Annotated in this window: 13 protein-coding genes and 2 tRNA genes; 14 read left to right on the top strand and 1 reads right to left on the bottom strand. The window is 39.8% G+C overall.

All coding sequences use genetic code 11. The features are described from left to right. The first annotated feature begins 63 nt into the window (after positions 1–63). The 5 genes from PQ479_RS20210 (at position 64) to PQ479_RS20230 (ending at position 5,325) form a co-directional block, all read left to right on the top strand. Positions 64–1,008, top strand: a complete 945-nt coding sequence (locus tag PQ479_RS20210; RefSeq protein WP_047986633.1) for an ABC transporter ATP-binding protein — start codon at positions 64–66, stop codon at positions 1,006–1,008. After that, a complete protein-coding gene (locus tag PQ479_RS20215) occupies positions 1,008–1,739 on the top strand; it encodes an ABC transporter permease (RefSeq protein WP_047986634.1) in 732 nt (243 codons plus the stop codon). Before PQ479_RS20210 ends, PQ479_RS20215 begins: the two co-directional genes overlap by 1 nt. Further along, entirely contained in the window at positions 1,736–2,425 is a 690-nt protein-coding gene (locus PQ479_RS20220; RefSeq protein WP_047986635.1) for an ABC transporter permease, read from the top strand. The genes PQ479_RS20215 and PQ479_RS20220 overlap by 4 nt, the downstream gene beginning before the upstream one ends. Positions 2,426–3,622: 1,197 nt before the next feature. Next, entirely contained in the window at positions 3,623–4,711 is a 1,089-nt protein-coding gene (locus PQ479_RS20225; RefSeq protein WP_047986636.1) for a sensor histidine kinase, read from the top strand. After that, positions 4,708–5,325, top strand: coding sequence for a response regulator transcription factor (locus PQ479_RS20230; protein ID WP_047986637.1), 618 nt, complete (start codon positions 4,708–4,710; stop codon positions 5,323–5,325). Before PQ479_RS20225 ends, PQ479_RS20230 begins: the two co-directional genes overlap by 4 nt. A gap of 35 nt (positions 5,326–5,360) precedes the next feature. On the opposite strand, the gene ytvI is transcribed toward PQ479_RS20230, so the two are convergent. Continuing rightward, on the bottom strand, positions 5,361–6,488 hold the full coding sequence (gene ytvI / locus PQ479_RS20235; RefSeq protein WP_047986638.1) for a sporulation integral membrane protein YtvI: 1,128 nt from the start codon (positions 6,486–6,488) through the stop codon (positions 5,361–5,363). A gap of 149 nt (positions 6,489–6,637) precedes the next feature. Between ytvI and PQ479_RS20240 the strand changes: the two genes are divergently transcribed. The 9 genes from PQ479_RS20240 to PQ479_RS20280 all read left to right on the top strand — a co-directional run bounded on the left by PQ479_RS20240 (position 6,638) and on the right by PQ479_RS20280 (position 16,003). Further along, positions 6,638–6,961, top strand: coding sequence for an MGMT family protein (locus PQ479_RS20240; protein ID WP_047986639.1), 324 nt, complete (start codon positions 6,638–6,640; stop codon positions 6,959–6,961). A gap of 809 nt (positions 6,962–7,770) precedes the next feature. Next, positions 7,771–8,592 (top strand): DUF368 domain-containing protein, encoded by an 822-nt coding sequence (locus tag PQ479_RS20245; protein ID WP_273717179.1) that lies wholly within the window; start codon positions 7,771–7,773, stop codon positions 8,590–8,592. Positions 8,593–8,875: 283 nt separating this feature from the next. Next, entirely contained in the window at positions 8,876–9,811 is a 936-nt protein-coding gene (locus PQ479_RS20250) for a YybS family protein (RefSeq protein WP_047986640.1), read from the top strand. A gap of 11 nt (positions 9,812–9,822) precedes the next feature. After that, the gene (locus PQ479_RS20255; protein ID WP_047986641.1) at positions 9,823–11,787 is read left to right on the top strand and encodes a DHH family phosphoesterase; all 1,965 of its coding nucleotides are present in this window, start codon (positions 9,823–9,825) and stop codon (positions 11,785–11,787) included. A gap of 1 nt (position 11,788) precedes the next feature. Next, positions 11,789–12,232 (top strand): 50S ribosomal protein L9, encoded by a 444-nt coding sequence (rplI, locus tag PQ479_RS20260; RefSeq protein ID WP_047986642.1) that lies wholly within the window; start codon positions 11,789–11,791, stop codon positions 12,230–12,232. Between the two features lie 42 nt (positions 12,233–12,274). Further along, positions 12,275–13,639 carry a replicative DNA helicase gene (gene dnaB, locus PQ479_RS20265; protein ID WP_047986643.1) on the top strand — a complete coding sequence of 455 codons (1,365 nt, stop codon included), beginning with the start codon at positions 12,275–12,277 and terminating at the stop codon, positions 13,637–13,639. Positions 13,640–14,308: 669 nt separating this feature from the next. Then, a complete protein-coding gene (locus PQ479_RS20270; RefSeq protein ID WP_047986644.1) occupies positions 14,309–15,595 on the top strand; it encodes an adenylosuccinate synthase in 1,287 nt (428 codons plus the stop codon). Between the two features lie 245 nt (positions 15,596–15,840). Then, positions 15,841–15,916 (top strand) — tRNA-Lys (locus PQ479_RS20275). Between the two features lie 15 nt (positions 15,917–15,931). After that, positions 15,932–16,003, top strand: a tRNA-Glu gene (locus PQ479_RS20280). Positions 16,004–16,005: the final 2 nt, after the last annotated feature.

The raw sequence follows: 16,005 nt of genomic DNA on the forward strand, positions 1-16,005 counted from the left end.
TAACTATGATGGCTAGACATTTGTTGCGATACTTAAAGCAATAAAACAAAAAAGGGTGATGAAGTGATGGTTGCATCGTTAACAGGTATCGTCAAGCGTTATGGGAAAAAGCTTGTTTTAGATTATACTGATTTAGATATTAGGCAAGGAGAAATTCTTGGGTTACTCGGTCCAAATGGAGCTGGAAAGACCACCTTAATCAAATGCTTAACAGGTATGGAAAACGTTGACCAAGGAACGATTGAATTATTTGATGATCAAAAGAACCCCTTTCACACTCGTAATAAAGAGAGAATCGGCCTGGTAACCCAGGAGATTTCCGTTTTTGTAGAACTAACTGCAAAGGAAAACATTAATTTTTTTGCAGGGATTTACGGTTTAAAAGGAGAAAAGCGTAAGCAACGTGTTCAAGAGGCATTAGAATTTGTTGGATTAACCGAGCATGCTAAGGAAAGAGCGGCAAAATTCTCTGGAGGCATGTTGAGGAGATTGAACATTGCTTGTTCGATTGTTCATGAGCCAAAGCTCCTTATTATGGATGAGCCAACCGTAGGTATTGATCCGCAATCACGCAATCATATTTTAGAAGCGGTTAAAAAATTGAATCAGAGGGGAACGACGATTCTTTACACGACACATTATATGGAAGAAGTAGAGGCGATTGCTTCAGAGGTTGTGATTATCGACCAAGGGCAAGTGATGACAAGAGGTACGGTGCAAGAGCTCGTGCGAAATATTCAGCATGAAGAAAAGATTAAAATTGAAGTGAGTCATCCTGAGATGATTTCATTAGATCAAATTGAAAAGCTAGTTGATGTCAAACAGGTAACGAAAATAGGCAATGAAATTGTGGTTATTGCGATTGCTGGTTCAGGACATCTGGACCGTATTTTATCCATCATTAAAGAAGGCTCTGGTATTATTAGTATGAATGTCGAAAAGCCGGATTTAGAAGATGTTTTCTTAACGTTAACAGGTCGCACCTTAAGGGATGGGGGTGAGAAGTAATGCGAGTCCTTCAAACTATTCCCTTTACTTTTTTAAGAATGAGTCGAGATTTCGTGACTTTGCTATTACTGCTTGCTATGCCGATCGTTTTGATAACTGTCTTTTATTTTATATTAGGTGGGGTCACAAATGAGGCTGGTTACCCTGCTTTTTACGATACCGCCATTATCATGACGCTTGTGTTTCAATTGTTCGGTGGGTCGGTCGTGATGCATTTTATCCAAGAAGATTTGCTAACTTTGAGAAAGCAGCGTTTTCAGATTTCACCGCTCAATCGAACGATGTACGCTTTTTCATTAGCTTTATGTGGCACGTTGTTTTCCATGATATTAGGTTTTCTTTTATTGGTTTATACGAGTATGGTCCTAAATGTGGAATGGGGGAATTGGCTATGGGTGATGTTTGTCGTTTCGCTTATGGCGATATTATCAACGATTGTTAGTTTGATCTGTTTATTTGTCGTTACTAATTTCAAAGTATCGGAGCGATTAACTGAAGTGTATGGGGTCGGCTTTGTGATCCTTGCTGGTCTGTTTTTCCCAATGCCTGATCACGCTTTCTTTACTTTTATCAATGAGTATGTGAATCCATTAATGCTATCTGTAGATGCGGTTCTTTATGCGATGCAAAATCAAATGACTCTTGCTTGGCAGTCCCTTGGAATATTAGGAGCTTGGCTTGTGGTTATGTTTGCGGTGATGTATGTACTTGGTAGGAGGAGGTTAACATGACCGTCTTCTATTATGCCTTTAAAAGAAGCATAGCCAATAAAACCAATTTATTTTTTTTATTTTTGTTTCCGGTGATTTTAATTTTCTTTCCTTCAGCTGAGTATTGGCCCCATTTACCTTATGGTTATCAATATTTTGGTTTGTTTCTGATGTTTATTAGTCTTAAGTTAACCGGCCTTATTTTAGAGGATAGAATGCGAGGGGTTGTTAAACGGTTAGCGGTTGCCCCGATATCACATTTACGTTATCTCACGCAAAATTTAATTGCTTATTTTATCATTCTTGTTATTCAATGTGGCATTCTAATTGGTGGAGGAGTCTTGATAGGGCTTGAATTGTATCAGCCTTTTTGGTTGTTTATTTTGTTTGTGTGCTTTAGTTTATCGGCGATTGGTTTTTCGTTAATGTGGATATCTTTTTTCCGAAGCAGGGAAATGTCGATGATCATCTTTGTGTCGGTTATTAGTTTAATTGCGGTATTGGGTGGTGTGATGATTCCAATTGAGTTGATGCCTGATGTTTTGCAGAAGGTTGCGATAGTGTTTCCGACGTATTGGTTAGCGGCTGGTCTTGATTGGGTTGTATTTGGTGATCAAGGTGTAAAGGATTTTCTCGCGATCAATGGTATGCTTATTTTATTTACGATTTTGTTCTTAATCATTGGTAGTGCGAGGAAGTTGAGATAAGAGTTATTCACATGTGGATAATTTTTGTGTGGAATTTCGTAGCAATGGAGCCGGAAATAGGACTGCCAATGTGGAGCAAATCAAAATACGCAGCAATGGAGCCGGAAAATGACCAACAGTGATGAAAGTTGGGTTTGGCTCTTTGACTATTGGCTTTTCGTTCAATTTGGTTTCGTTCTTTTTCATTTTAATAAAAGTGTTAGATTGTATTGTGAACATGAGAATTAGAAGTACCCAACGGGCGAGTCATGCGGAGACTGCCTTGGGACGTAGTGCCAGAGCTGAGCTCCGCTGGCTGTACCGATTACTCAGTGCCCCTCACAGGACGCGGAGCAAGCATTTCTGTACCGACCCAGCAACGCTCTATGTTCGCACTAACTTTCATATAAAACTCGCATGGTGAAGCCAAAACCGCTCCACCACCAACAAACATGAAAGTCATCTATCGCCACTTTAAGGTTCATAAGGAATCGTGCAGATACTGAGTCCAAACCTTGGAGTACCTGCACAAAGAGGCGGTTAATGTGAAGATAAGGAGTCCAAACCTTGGAGTATCTGCACAAAGAGGCGGTTAATGTGAAGATAAGGAGTCCAAACCTTGGAGTATCTGCACAAAGAGAGAGTTAATGTGAAGATAAGGAGTCCAAACCTTGGAGTATCTGCACAAAGAGAGGGTTAATGTGAAGATAAGGAGTCCAAACCTTGGAGTATCTGCACAAAGAGGCGGTTAATGTGAAGGTACCGAGACCAAACCTCGTAGTAACTGCACAAAGAGAGGGTTAATGTGAAGATACCGAGACCAAACCTTGGAGTATCTGCACAAAGAGAGGGTTAATGTGAAGATACCGAGACTAAACCTTGGAGTAACTGCACAAAGAGAGGGTTAATGTGAAGATACCGAGACCAAACCTTGGAGTATCTGCACAAGGAGAGGGTTAATGTGAAGATAAGGAGACCAAACCTTGGAGTAACTGCACAAAGTGGTCATTCATATGTAGTGGCGACTTTTTAAACATTTGGCCCGGTTACAACTCGCTCACCATTAGGAGTCGGATGAACAAAAAGGGCCGCACTGTCCTGCTAAGGTCATTTTCGCGAGATGGATAACGAGCTAACTGCACTGCACAAACTAACGCCCATAAGTAACTTTCATATAAAAACAATGTTGCATATCTGTCGAAGTAGGAGGGGAATAGCATGAAGGTTGTGGAGAATCCGAATAGATTTGTGCTAATATGGCGTGTTGTTCAATTATTGATTCTTTCACACCTTTGGTTATTAAGTGAGGTAGGCGTAGAAGGTTTTATCTTTTTATTATTATTAATGATCGTGACGAGCTTGCGGGTTCGTTTTGCGTTACCTGCTTGGAGCTTTGTTTTGGATTTGATCGTGTGTTTGGCCTTTATGCCATTTTACTCTTTTGCTCAATTCGGTTTAACGATTCCAATATTTGAGGCATTATTAAAATCCAAATGGGTCGTTGTTATTCCTTATTTTGTTTTTCTTATCCTATATCCTGACATAACAGAAGTGTTTTTTTGGTATAGTATAATCTCTATTTTTATAGGATACTTCTTATTTTCCTTGCTGACCCAGCAGAAGCGAGCAACGGCAGAAGCGGATAAGGAAAGAAAAGCTCGTTATGAATTAGAGCAAGTGAGAATGGAATTATTAATCGCTTATAGTGAAGTTGAAAAAGCCGCTGAATTAAAAGAAAGAAACAGGATATCGAGAGAATTACATGATTATTTAGGTCATGATCTAACTGGCGCTTTGTTAGCGATCCAAGCCTATGAGCATCTCGAGGACCAAGCAGAGGGAAAGAAGTTATTAGAGCAGATTAAAGAAAGATTAGTAAGAAGTACAACAAGGTTAAGAGAAACCGCCCATAATTTAATGCCTGTTTCACTAATGGGGATTGAACATCTTGAGAAAATTGTTCAGGAATCGGAACCGTTGACCGTATCATTTCGTCATAGAGGTCATTATGAACGAATTACTTCACCAGTGTGGGTTTTATTAGAAGCTTGTATAAAGGAAGCTTTAACCAATGTTCGAAAGCACAGTAACTCAAAAGAAGTGGATATTGAGTTAGTTGTGACAGACCATCTCATCCGTTTAAAAATCCAAGATTATGGCAACGTTCAAAAGCATTCACAGCATGGTACAGGGATTAGGAGCTTACAATTAAGAGCTAGAACTTTAAAGGGTACTTTATCTGTTGATCGAACAGATGGTTATCGGCTTGTTTGTGTTTTACCGATAGATAGAGAGGTGGACGGATGAAGATATTAATTGTTGATGATGATCCGTTAGTTGGACAAAGTTTGCAGCTTTTATTAAATAAGGAAAAAGATTTGACCGTGATTGGAAATGTTACAAATGGTCAGGAAGCTATCGACTTCTGTAAGGAGAAAACCCCAGACCTGATTTTGATGGACATACAAATGCCGGTATTAAATGGGATTGAAAGTACGAAAATCATTAAGCGAACTTATCCAATTATACAAATCATGATGCTGACTACATTTAAGGACGCAAGGAATATTCGTTTAGCTCTAAAAGCAGGGGCCGAGGGGTACTTAATTAAGTCAAATTCAATTGAAAAAATGGCTGAGCAAATTCGTGCTTTACAATCGGGGGCAACTGTACTAACACCGGATGTATTACAAACACTCATGCAACAAGGTAAAAAGGGGTTAGAGCAATTAACGGATCGCGAGGTTGAGATTACAACACTTGTAGGTGAGGGATTATCCAATAAGGAAATTGCTAAGCAGTTATATTTAGGGGAAGGAACCATTCGGAATGTGATTTCAACGATTCTAGATAAGTTAGAAATTCGTGACCGAACACAACTCGCCATTTTTTATTGGCAAAAAAAGCATAACGACACATAAAAAGAGTTGCCCTCTTATAAGGACAACTCTTATTTTTATTTAGATTTTGGTTGTTCGGTCATTAAAGCTTTCTCTTTTTGCTCTTCTTCTTTTTCTTCGATCTTTTTATCGACTAAATTAAATAACCCGGCCTCAATTGCTGATTTAATCGCGATATAAACAAACGGTCCTGCAATTAAACCCATGACGCCTCCAAAGATAAAACCAAAGTACATCGATAGGACCGTAGGAAGAGCGGCAAGACCGATGGAATCTCCAAGTACTTTTGGTTCGATAATCCGACGTATGACAAGCAGCACAAGTGCGAGCACCATCAATTGAATTCCTTGATTCATAGAGCCGAGAATCATCGCCAGAATACCCCAAGGCACTAAGATTAATGCGGGACCCACATAGAGTGGGATAATATCAACTACCCAAATCGCAAAGGACATAAATAACGCTAAATCCGGTGCAATAAAATAAAGAGCAATATAGGTAACGATAAATACCCCTACGGAAAGGATAAACTGGGCTTTCCAATAACCGAGAAAAACTTTTCCCATCTTTTGAGATATGTATTGTAGTTTCGTTGATGTTTCTGGTTTAAATAATTGAAAGAACATTCTTTTTAATCGTGGTAAATCAAGACTTATTAAGAAGAATGTAATTAAGAAAATTAAAGAAACGAAAAGTAAGTTTGGTACAGCTTGCAGCCAGCTTCCAATCATGGTGACGAGCTCTGATGTTAGGCGAACAGCTGTATTAAAAATTCCTTCTGTTTGATTTTCAAGCTCTGAAATGATCACATTGGCTTGTGGAAATTCTTCAATAAGTGTATTAAACTCAATGATAATCCCGTCAATGAATCGTTGTAATTCAAGAGCATAGACAGGAATTTGGAGAGACCATTCGTAAAAGGAACGGTACACTCTAGCAATCGTGAAATATAAAATTCCCGTGCTAATTAATAGAAAAGATAAAAAAACGATCGTAACAGGGAGTATCCTTTTTTCTGTCTTCATCCATTTCATGAGTATTCTAACAAATGGTTCTGCGATTAAAGCGGCTAATATGGCAAATAAAATCGGCATCAGGGCCGAGAAATAAATAATAGCTAAAACTGCAAAAGCGATTATCCCGATAATTGTAAGGATTTTCTTAATAGGTAATGCCTTTTTCAAAGGATAACCTCCTCTAGTTTATCTAAAAAAACCTATATAAATATATAATACCGTTTCTAGAGTCAGAAAGAAAGGATCGCGATTAGAAACTTTCAAACGCTTTTTCTGAGTAGAGTTTCAACAAGTATGAAAGAAAGCGAGGAGAAAAAATGAGTGATTTTAACGAAAAAGTTTACATGGCAGTTAGACAAATCCCTGCTGGTCAAGTAGCCTCATACGGACAAATTGCTGACTTCTTAGATGCACCCCGCCATGCAAGAATGGTAGGAAGAGCTTTAAGCCACTCACCTAAAAATGTCCCCGCCCATCGCGTCATCAAAAAAAGCGGAGAGCTCCCTCCCGAAAATGTCTTTGGCGGCACACGACAGAGAACTTTATTAGAACAAGAAGGAGTCCCATTTAAAGCCAATGGTCAAGTAGACATGGCGACGTGTATGTGGAAAAGCCCATTCTATTATCATAGCTCCGAATAAAATCCATAGATGCAGACCAAGGCGCGAGGTCGACATGATCAGAGTGAAAAAAGAGCAAGAAGGTGCCGACCAGGGCGTGAGGTCGACATGATCAGAGAGGAAAAAGAGCAAGAAGGTGCCGATCAAAGCGTGAGGTCGACATGATCAGAGTGAAAAAAGAGCAAGAAGGTGTCGACAAGGGCGTGAGGTCGACATGATCAGAGTGAAAAAAGAGCAAGAAGGTGTCGACAAGGGCGTGAGGTCGACTGATCAGAGTGAAAAAAGAGCAAGAAGGTGCCGATCAAAGCGTGAGGTCGACATGATCAGAGTGAAAAAAGAGCAAGAAGGTGCCGACCAGGACGTGAGGTCGACATGATCAGAGAGGAAAAAGAGCAAGAAGGTGCCGACCAGGACGTGAGGTCGACATGATCAGAGAGGAAAAAGAGCAAGAAGGTGTCGATTAGGGCGTGAGGTCGACATGATCAGAGTGAAAAAAGAGCAAGAAGGTGCCGATCAGGGCGTGAGGTCGACATGATCAGAGTGAAAAAAGAGCAAGAAGGTGCCGACCAAAACATTAGGTCGACATGATATAAACAAGATCAAGAAGATGACTTCTAAATCATAAATACAAGAAGCCATTTTAAATTTGTGATACTAAAAAGCTCACAATCCATTCCCCCTAAGTACACTTCCATACAAAAAGTATCACCATATAAATTTTATAAAAAAAATGATACTATAATGAAGATACGAGAAAATTGAAAAACACTAGGTAAATGCATAGTGTTGTAATAGTTCTTGCACTTTAGACAAAGAAAGGGTTTGAGTTTGTGAAGCTGGAACGTTTTTTTAAGGGGATGCTAATCGGATTAACTGAAGTCATTCCTGGTGTAAGTGGTGGTACAGTAGCCTTGTTGATTGGTTTATATGAGCGTTTAATTGAAGCGATAAATGGTATAACAACAAAAGAATGGAAAAAGCATGCACTCTTTTTAATAAATGTAGGAATTGGAATGGGTGTTGCCATACTAGTTGCTGCAAGAGCAATTGGTTGGTTGATTGCCAATCAGCCTTATCCGACGTTTTATTTTATTATGGGGCTTGTCATCGCCATTATTCCAACATTATTAAGAGATGTTAATTATCGCAAAGAGTTTCATGTGAAACATTATCTATTATTTACCATTGCAGTAGTGTTAGTTGCCTTAACCGCTCTAGCGGGTGAAGATAAAGGGGCTATCATCGTAGATTTTACGTGGCAAACCTATGCCTTTTTATTTCTATCTGGTTGGTTAGCAAGTACAGCTTTAATCTTGCCAGGGATAAGTGGATCATTAATCTTTCTTATTTTAGGCGTGTATGCGACCATTATTCAAGCGGTATCTGATTTTAACTTACCAATCCTTTTTGCGGTAGGATTTGGCGTATTAATTGGATTAGTGATTACGAGTAAAATTGTACGTTACTTCTTCTATTATCATCGAAGTTTAACGTATGCGGTTATGATTGGAGCTGTAAGTGGCTCGATTTTTGTTATTTTCCCAGGTATTCCAGTTGGGTTTGAGATTTTTATTTGTATCATTTCACTTATACTTGGCTTTTTAGTTGCCTATCAGCTTGGTAAAATTAAGAAAGAACCAGTCGAAAACTAATCTTGGTTAGGACAAGCTAAGTAGTATTGGGAAGCAAATGAAAACATTTACGAGCAAGTTGAATAAAAGACGCGTCCTTTAGGGCGTTTCTTTTTTTTGAGCGGTGATTGCTTTCCCTTCGAAGGTAAATGAGCTAAAATAGACAAAGATATGGAAAACTTTCAAAGAGCATTCGATATTTTTGAAAGGAATCGCGTACTTTAATTAATACGTATATAAATGAGAGCTTGAAAAGGAAAGGAGCTTTTTGTCATCAGACAAAGAAGCTCAATGAGGTGAACAAGTGGATCAAAGGAAGATCGTTGTAGAAGGAGCACTAATGGTTGCTCTCTTTATCGCTGTTTTATTGATGACTTTATTTATACCATTACTGAGTGTATTTTTGATTTGGTTTTTAGCATTCCCTTTTATCATATTTGGTAGGCGTTATCACTTACGGGCCAACGGGGTGGCTGGAGCTACGGCCCTGTTACTATCATTTATATTGACGGGTCTGATTGGGTTTATTGTGGCGTTGTTTTTTGTGGCAAGTGGTGTTGCGATTGGAGAAATTTATAAAAGGCACCAAGGTGGTTTCCCGGTTCTAATTGGAGCAGGACTTACATTTACCACGGCACTTGTCCTTTCATTTGTGGCGAGTACACTCATAGCAGGGGTAGACCCGATGACGACAATTAAGGAATCGATGTTGAATCAAATTGATTTTATTGAGTCGACATTAGGTTCTTTAGCCAATGAAGCTGTTTCTGAGCAGATGATGCAAGTAGCAGAATTTATTGTTTACTTGGGGCCGGTTATCCTTGTTACAACCGCTGTCGCTTTTGCTGTCATTACAGTAGGTTTCAGTCAGTTAATTCTTAGACGCCTTGGACTTGAGGTTACAAAAATACCACCATTCCGTGAGTGGAAATTTCCAAGAGCTTTTTTCTGGTATTACTTTATTGTTTTAATATTATCCTTTTTTAGCTTTGAAGAAGGAACCACGATGTTTTTAGTTGTGACGAACCTTTTCTTGATTTTAGGGTTTGTCATGATGGTTCAAGGCTTTAGTTTAATTTTTTACTACTTCCATGTGGTTCATCGAACAAAAGTATGGCCTTTTATTATATTAATTGTCTGTATCTTATTTTCTCCGTTATTAGAGTTAGTAAGAATTTTAGGTATTGTTGATTTAGGATTTGAGATTCGAGCGTGGATTGATAATAAGAAGAAAAAGTAGGAGCTGACAATATGCCGAAGTTTTTAATTAGACACTTGTCCGGATATCATGTTATCGGCTTGTTTATTTTCACCTTGCTACTCGTGGTACTCATCACATACTTTCATTGGCAGGTCGGAATTGCTGCATTTATTGGGTTTCTTGCCTTTGCGTTTTTCACATGGCGAGTAAGGAGTGCTTTTAAAAAGCAATTTGAAGAGTACGTCTCTACTTTATCTTATCGTGTGCAAAAAGCGGGGGAGGAGGCCGTTCTTCATATACCGATAGGCATGCTTCTTTATAATGAGCACTTAAGTGTTCAATGGATGAATCCTTTTATGAACAAAGTGTTTTCAAAAGAATCATTAGGGGAAGATTTACAAAGCATTCATGATAAGCTTTTTGAGATGATGGAGGATGACTTAGAAGAGGACACTATTGAAGTCGACGGCAGCTTTTATCATGTTCAGTTAAAAAAGGATGAGCGACTCTTTTATTTTATTGACGTCACTGAAATGGAAGAAACAAAGAAATTATATAGAGATACGCAAACCGTGGTCGCTTTTCTGTTGCTTGATAATTATGATGATGTCACGCAAGGGCTTGAAGAACAAGTGCGAAGTCGTCTCGTAAGCCAGGTAACACAAGCGATTAATAATTGGGCACAAGAGAATGATATTTTTATACGTAGAAATGCATCGGATCGATTTGTCGCGATTATGAATTTTGGTGTGTTAAAAAAATTAGAAGACCATAAATTTGCCCTGATGGATCAAATAAGAGAAATTTCTGGGAAAGAACGAGTTCCTTTAACATTAAGTATTGGAATTGGGGCCGGCGATCGTTCTGTTCGCGAACTAGGGCAGCTTGCTCAATCAAGCTTGGACTTAGCATTAGGTCGCGGTGGCGATCAGGTAGCAATCAAGCAGAAGAACGGTAAATTCCGCTTTTATGGTGGAAAATCAAATGCGGTGGAAAAAAGAACTCGAGTTCGGGCTCGTGTCATTTCGCACTCCCTTCGTGATTTTGTTTTAGATAGCGATCAAGTCATGGTGATGGGCCATAAGCATCCTGATATGGATTCGATCGGTGCCGGTATTGGTGTACTAAAAATCGCTGAGGTTAATGAGCGAGAGGGCTATGTGATTTTGGATCCGAATGATTTAAACCCGAATGTAAGCCGGCTTATGGATGAAGTCGAAAATCACGATCATCTTTGGTCGCAGTTCATTTCCCCAGATGAAGCCTTACAGGAAGTAACGAAAAAGACATTACTTGTCATTGTTGATACCCATCGCCCGAGTATGGTCGTTGAACAGCAACTGTTGGAAAAGGTTGACCGTATCGTTGTCCTTGACCATCATCGTCGCGGTGAGGAGTTTATCGATGATCCAGTTCTTGTCTATATGGAGCCTTATGCTTCCTCAACAGCCGAGCTTGTGACCGAGCTTTTAGAATATCAACCGAAAAAATTAAAGCTTGATCGTTTGGAAGCAACAGCGTTACTTGCGGGAATTGTTGTCGATACGAAAAGTTTTGCGAACCGAACGGGAGCGAGAACCTTTGATGCAGCTTCCTATTTACGCTCAAATGGGGCAGATACGACTCTCGTCCAAAACCTGCTGAAGGAAGAGCTGGACCATTATGTTAAACGAGCTCAGCTTGTTGAAAATACCGAGTATTATCGTGAAGGCTATGCGATTGCAGCTGCTGATGAAGGGGATGCTTTTACACAAATCACGATTGCCCAAGCAGCCGATACTTTACTTACAATGAAAGGTGTCGATGCTTCGTTCGTTATTTCAAATCGGACGGATGGATGTGTGTCGATCAGTGCACGCTCCTTAGGTAAAGTAAATGTGCAAGTCATTATGGAAAGGCTTGGCGGTGGTGGACATTTAACAAATGCTGCAACACAGTTAGAAGATGTTACAATAGAAGAAGCCAAACATCAACTACAAGCAGTAATTGATGAATCAATAGAAGGAGGAAATTAAAGTGAAAGTCATATTCTTAGAAGATGTAAAAGGAAAAGGAAAAAAAGGCGAAGTTAAAAACGTATCAGAAGGGTATGCACGTAACTTCTTATTTCCAAAAAATTTAGCGGTAGAAGCTAATAACTCTAATATCAAGGATTTGGAAGCGAAAAAGAAAAGTGCAAACAAGAAAGTGCAAGAGGAACTAGAAGAGGCAAAAGCATATAAAGAAAAATTAGAAGCACAGGAAGTAACGATTAAGGCAAAAGCTGGAGAAGGTGGCCGCTTATTTGGGGCTGTCTCAACGAAACAAATTGCTGAAACATTAGCGAGTCTAAAGTTAAAAGTCGATAAACGTAAGATCTTATTAAATGATCCAATTCGTTCATTAGGTTATACAAATGTACCAATTAAGATTCACCCAGAGGTTATTGCCACGGTAAAAGTACACGTTGTCGAGCAGTAATCGAATTGGAAGAATAAACCGATTGAGAAAGGGAAGTTCAGAATGAGTGATTTATTTGCCGACCGTACACCGCCACAAAATATAGAAGCTGAACAAGCGGTTCTAGGAGCTATTTTCTTAGAAGATTCTGCTTTAGTAACTGCGACGGAACGCTTGCAGCCTGAGGATTTTTATCGTGCCTCACATCAACGAATCTATGAAATTATGTTGGACTTGGCTGAAAAAGGGGAGCCGGTAGATTTAGTCACGATTACAGCTGAACTTCAAGATCGTCAATGGTTAGATGATGTCGGTGGCGTCTCCTATTTAGCTGATTTATCGAATGCCGTACCGACGGCAGCCAATGTCGAGTACTATAGCCGAATTGTTGAGGAAAAATCAGTGCTGCGCCGTTTAATTAAAGTGGCGACACATATCGCAGCAGAAGGCTATCAAAGTGATGATGAAGTCGATGCGATTTTAGACGATGCCGAGAAAACGATTCTTGACGTAGCTCAGCGTAAAAATACGAGTGCGTTCGTTACGATTAAAGATGTTTTAGTGGAAACATATGAAAATATTGAGATGCTCCAAAATCAAAAAGGTGATATTACCGGTATTCCAACCGGTTTCCTTGAGCTTGATAAAATGACAGCTGGTTTCCAGCGCAATGATTTAATTATCGTTGCCGCCCGTCCATCCGTAGGTAAAACCGCCTTTGCTTTAAATATCGCTCAAAACGTGGCCACAAAAACGAGTGAGAACGTGGCGATATTTAGTTTAGAGATGGGGGCCAGTCAACTCGTGCAGCGTATGCTATGTGCCGAAGGAAATATTGACGCTCAACGAATGAGAACGGGTGCACTAACGTCAGAGGATTGGCAAAAGCTGACGATGGCGATGGGTAGTTTGGCGAAGGCTGGTATTTACATTGATGATACACCAGGGATTAAAGTTGGTGAGATTCGAGCGAAATGTCGCCGTCTAAAACAAGAAAGTGGTCTCGGTATGATTATGATCGATTACCTTCAGCTTATTCAAGGAAATGGTCGTAGTGGTGAGAACCGTCAACAGGAAGTTTCGGAAATCTCTCGTACGTTAAAAGGGATTGCTCGTGAACTCGAAGTTCCTGTTATTGCTTTATCACAGCTTTCTCGTGGTGTAGAATCACGTCAGGATAAGCGCCCGATGATGTCTGATATCAGGGAATCGGGAAGTATTGAGCAGGATGCCGATATTGTCGCCTTCTTATATCGTGATGACTACTATGATAAAGAGTCCGAGAACCAAAATATTATTGAAATTATCATTGCCAAGCAACGTAACGGTCCCGTTGGAACGGTAGAGTTGGCATTTGTGAAGGAATATAATAAGTTCGTTAATCTAGATAGGCGTCACGAAGAACGCGATATGCCGCCAGGTGCATAGCCTTAATGAACCTTACTAATTGTTAGCTGAGACAATTGGTAAGGTTTTTTGGTATGGGAGTTGCTTATGGGCGATAGCTTGTGCCGTGAAGTTAGTTCGTCATCCATCTCACGATAAATGACCTTAGTAGGACAGTGCTCCCTGTTTGTGCGGCTGACTCCTGATGGTGATCGAGTTGTAAACGTGCCAACAGTTTGAAAAGCCGCCACTACTTTCATCTTTGTTAGTGGCGGAGTGAATGGGGCTTCACCATGTGGGTTTTGTATGGGAGTTAGTGCGAATGCTCATGTGCCGAGCTTTGTTCGTCGCTACCGAAAATCATGCTGCGCGTCCTGCGGGGTGGCACTGAGCTAATCGGCGCAGCCAGCGGATATACGGCAACGAGTATGTATCATTGGTTGTTGCTAGGAATGGGATTAATTCTATTATGCTCTATTTACTATTTTAGAAGACTGAGAACCTCATAGTTCAGAACTAACGGTCGTACATGTACTTATCATGACATTACGTCCTTTTTTTTATAGTTTCATAGCTTTTTGACGAACAAATTATAACACTACTAATATAAATGTTCGTGTTTTTGTTGACGCACAATTAGTGAGTTGGTATACTAATTAATGGATTTGATTACTATTACTCGGCTTTTAAGCCTGAGGCGGAGGTGCGGAAATGGCATCAGTTGTTGTAGTTGGTACACAGTGGGGCGATGAAGGAAAGGGAAAGATTACGGATTATCTTTCAGAAAAAGCAGAGGTTGTCGCTCGTTACCAAGGTGGTAATAATGCAGGACATACGATCGTTTTCGACGGTGTCAAATATAAGCTTCACTTGATTCCATCTGGGATTTTTTATAAAGATAAAATTTGTGTAATCGGAAACGGTATGGTTATTGATCCGAAAGCACTCGTTGAAGAATTAGCATACTTACATGAACGTAATGTTGATACAAGTAATTTGAGAATTTCCAATCGTGCTCACGTGATTTTACCGTATCACTTAAAGCAAGATATTGTGGAAGAAGAGCGCAAAGGTGCAAATAAAATCGGAACGACGAAAAAAGGGATTGGTCCAGCTTATATGGACAAAGCAGCCCGTATCGGAATTCGTATTGCTGATTTATTAGATAAAGAAGTTTTTGAAGAAAAACTTATCCGCAATTTAGATGAGAAAAATCGTTTATTTGAAAAGTATTATGAAACGTCCGGATTTACAAAGGAAGAAATACTTGAAGAATATTATGGATATGGACAGCAGATTGCTGAATTAGTTTGTGATACATCTGTCGTTTTAAATGATGCTTTAGATGAAGGGCGTCGTGTTCTTTTCGAAGGTGCACAAGGTGTTATGCTTGATATTGACCAAGGCACATACCCATTTGTTACGTCTTCGAATCCTATTGCTGGTGGTGTAACGATAGGCTCTGGTGTTGGTCCGTCAAAAATTAACCATGTTGTCGGTGTTTCAAAAGCATATACAACGCGAGTGGGTGATGGTCCATTCCCAACTGAATTACATGATGAAATTGGTGACCAAATCCGTGAGGTTGGCCGTGAGTACGGTACGACGACTGGACGAGCTCGACGTGTTGGTTGGTTTGACTCTGTTGTTGTGCGTCACGCTCGTCGTGTGAGTGGGCTAACGGATTTATCATTAAATTCAATTGATGTGTTAACAGGCATTCCTACATTAAAAATTTGTACAGCGTATAGATACCGTGGAGAAATCATGGAAGAGTTCCCAGCAAGCCTAAAAGTACTTGCAGAGTGTGAGCCTGTTTATGAAGAGTTACCGGGGTGGACAGAAGATATTACTGGTGTAAAATCTTTACATGAACTTCCTGAAAATGCTCGTCATTATATTGAGCGTGTTTCGCAATTAACTGGGATTCCATTAACGATTTTCTCGGTTGGGCCTGATCGTAATCAAACAAACTTAGTTCGTGGAGTTTTTGCTTAAAAAAATGATGGTTTGATATATGCAGGTCAAGGTTATACTAAAAATAATACGTAAGAAAACAACGAAAACACAAGTTTCGACTTGCGTTTTCGTATTGTTTTCGATATGATGGTGAAGGTTGTTCGGAGGTCTGAATGATTGGTGAAGATTAAATAAAATTATTTTGTATAAACACTTGCAGTTAAGTTTTCTGTATGTTATTATAAATCTTGTCGCTAAGGCAAGTGGACAAGTAAAAAAGAAATGAGCCATTAGCTCAGTCGGTAGAGCATCTGACTTTTAATCAGAGGGTCGAAGGTTCAAGTCCTTCATGGCTCACCATTCATTTTCTGTAGTGGCCCGTTGGTCAAGCGGTTAAGACACCGCCCTTTCACGGCGGTAACACGGGTTCGAATCCCGTACGGGTCACC

This window comes from Alkalihalobacillus pseudalcaliphilus, from assembly GCF_028610675.1.
Taxonomy (GTDB): Bacteria; Bacillota; Bacilli; order Bacillales; family Bacillaceae_D; genus Alkalihalobacillus; species Alkalihalobacillus pseudalcaliphilus.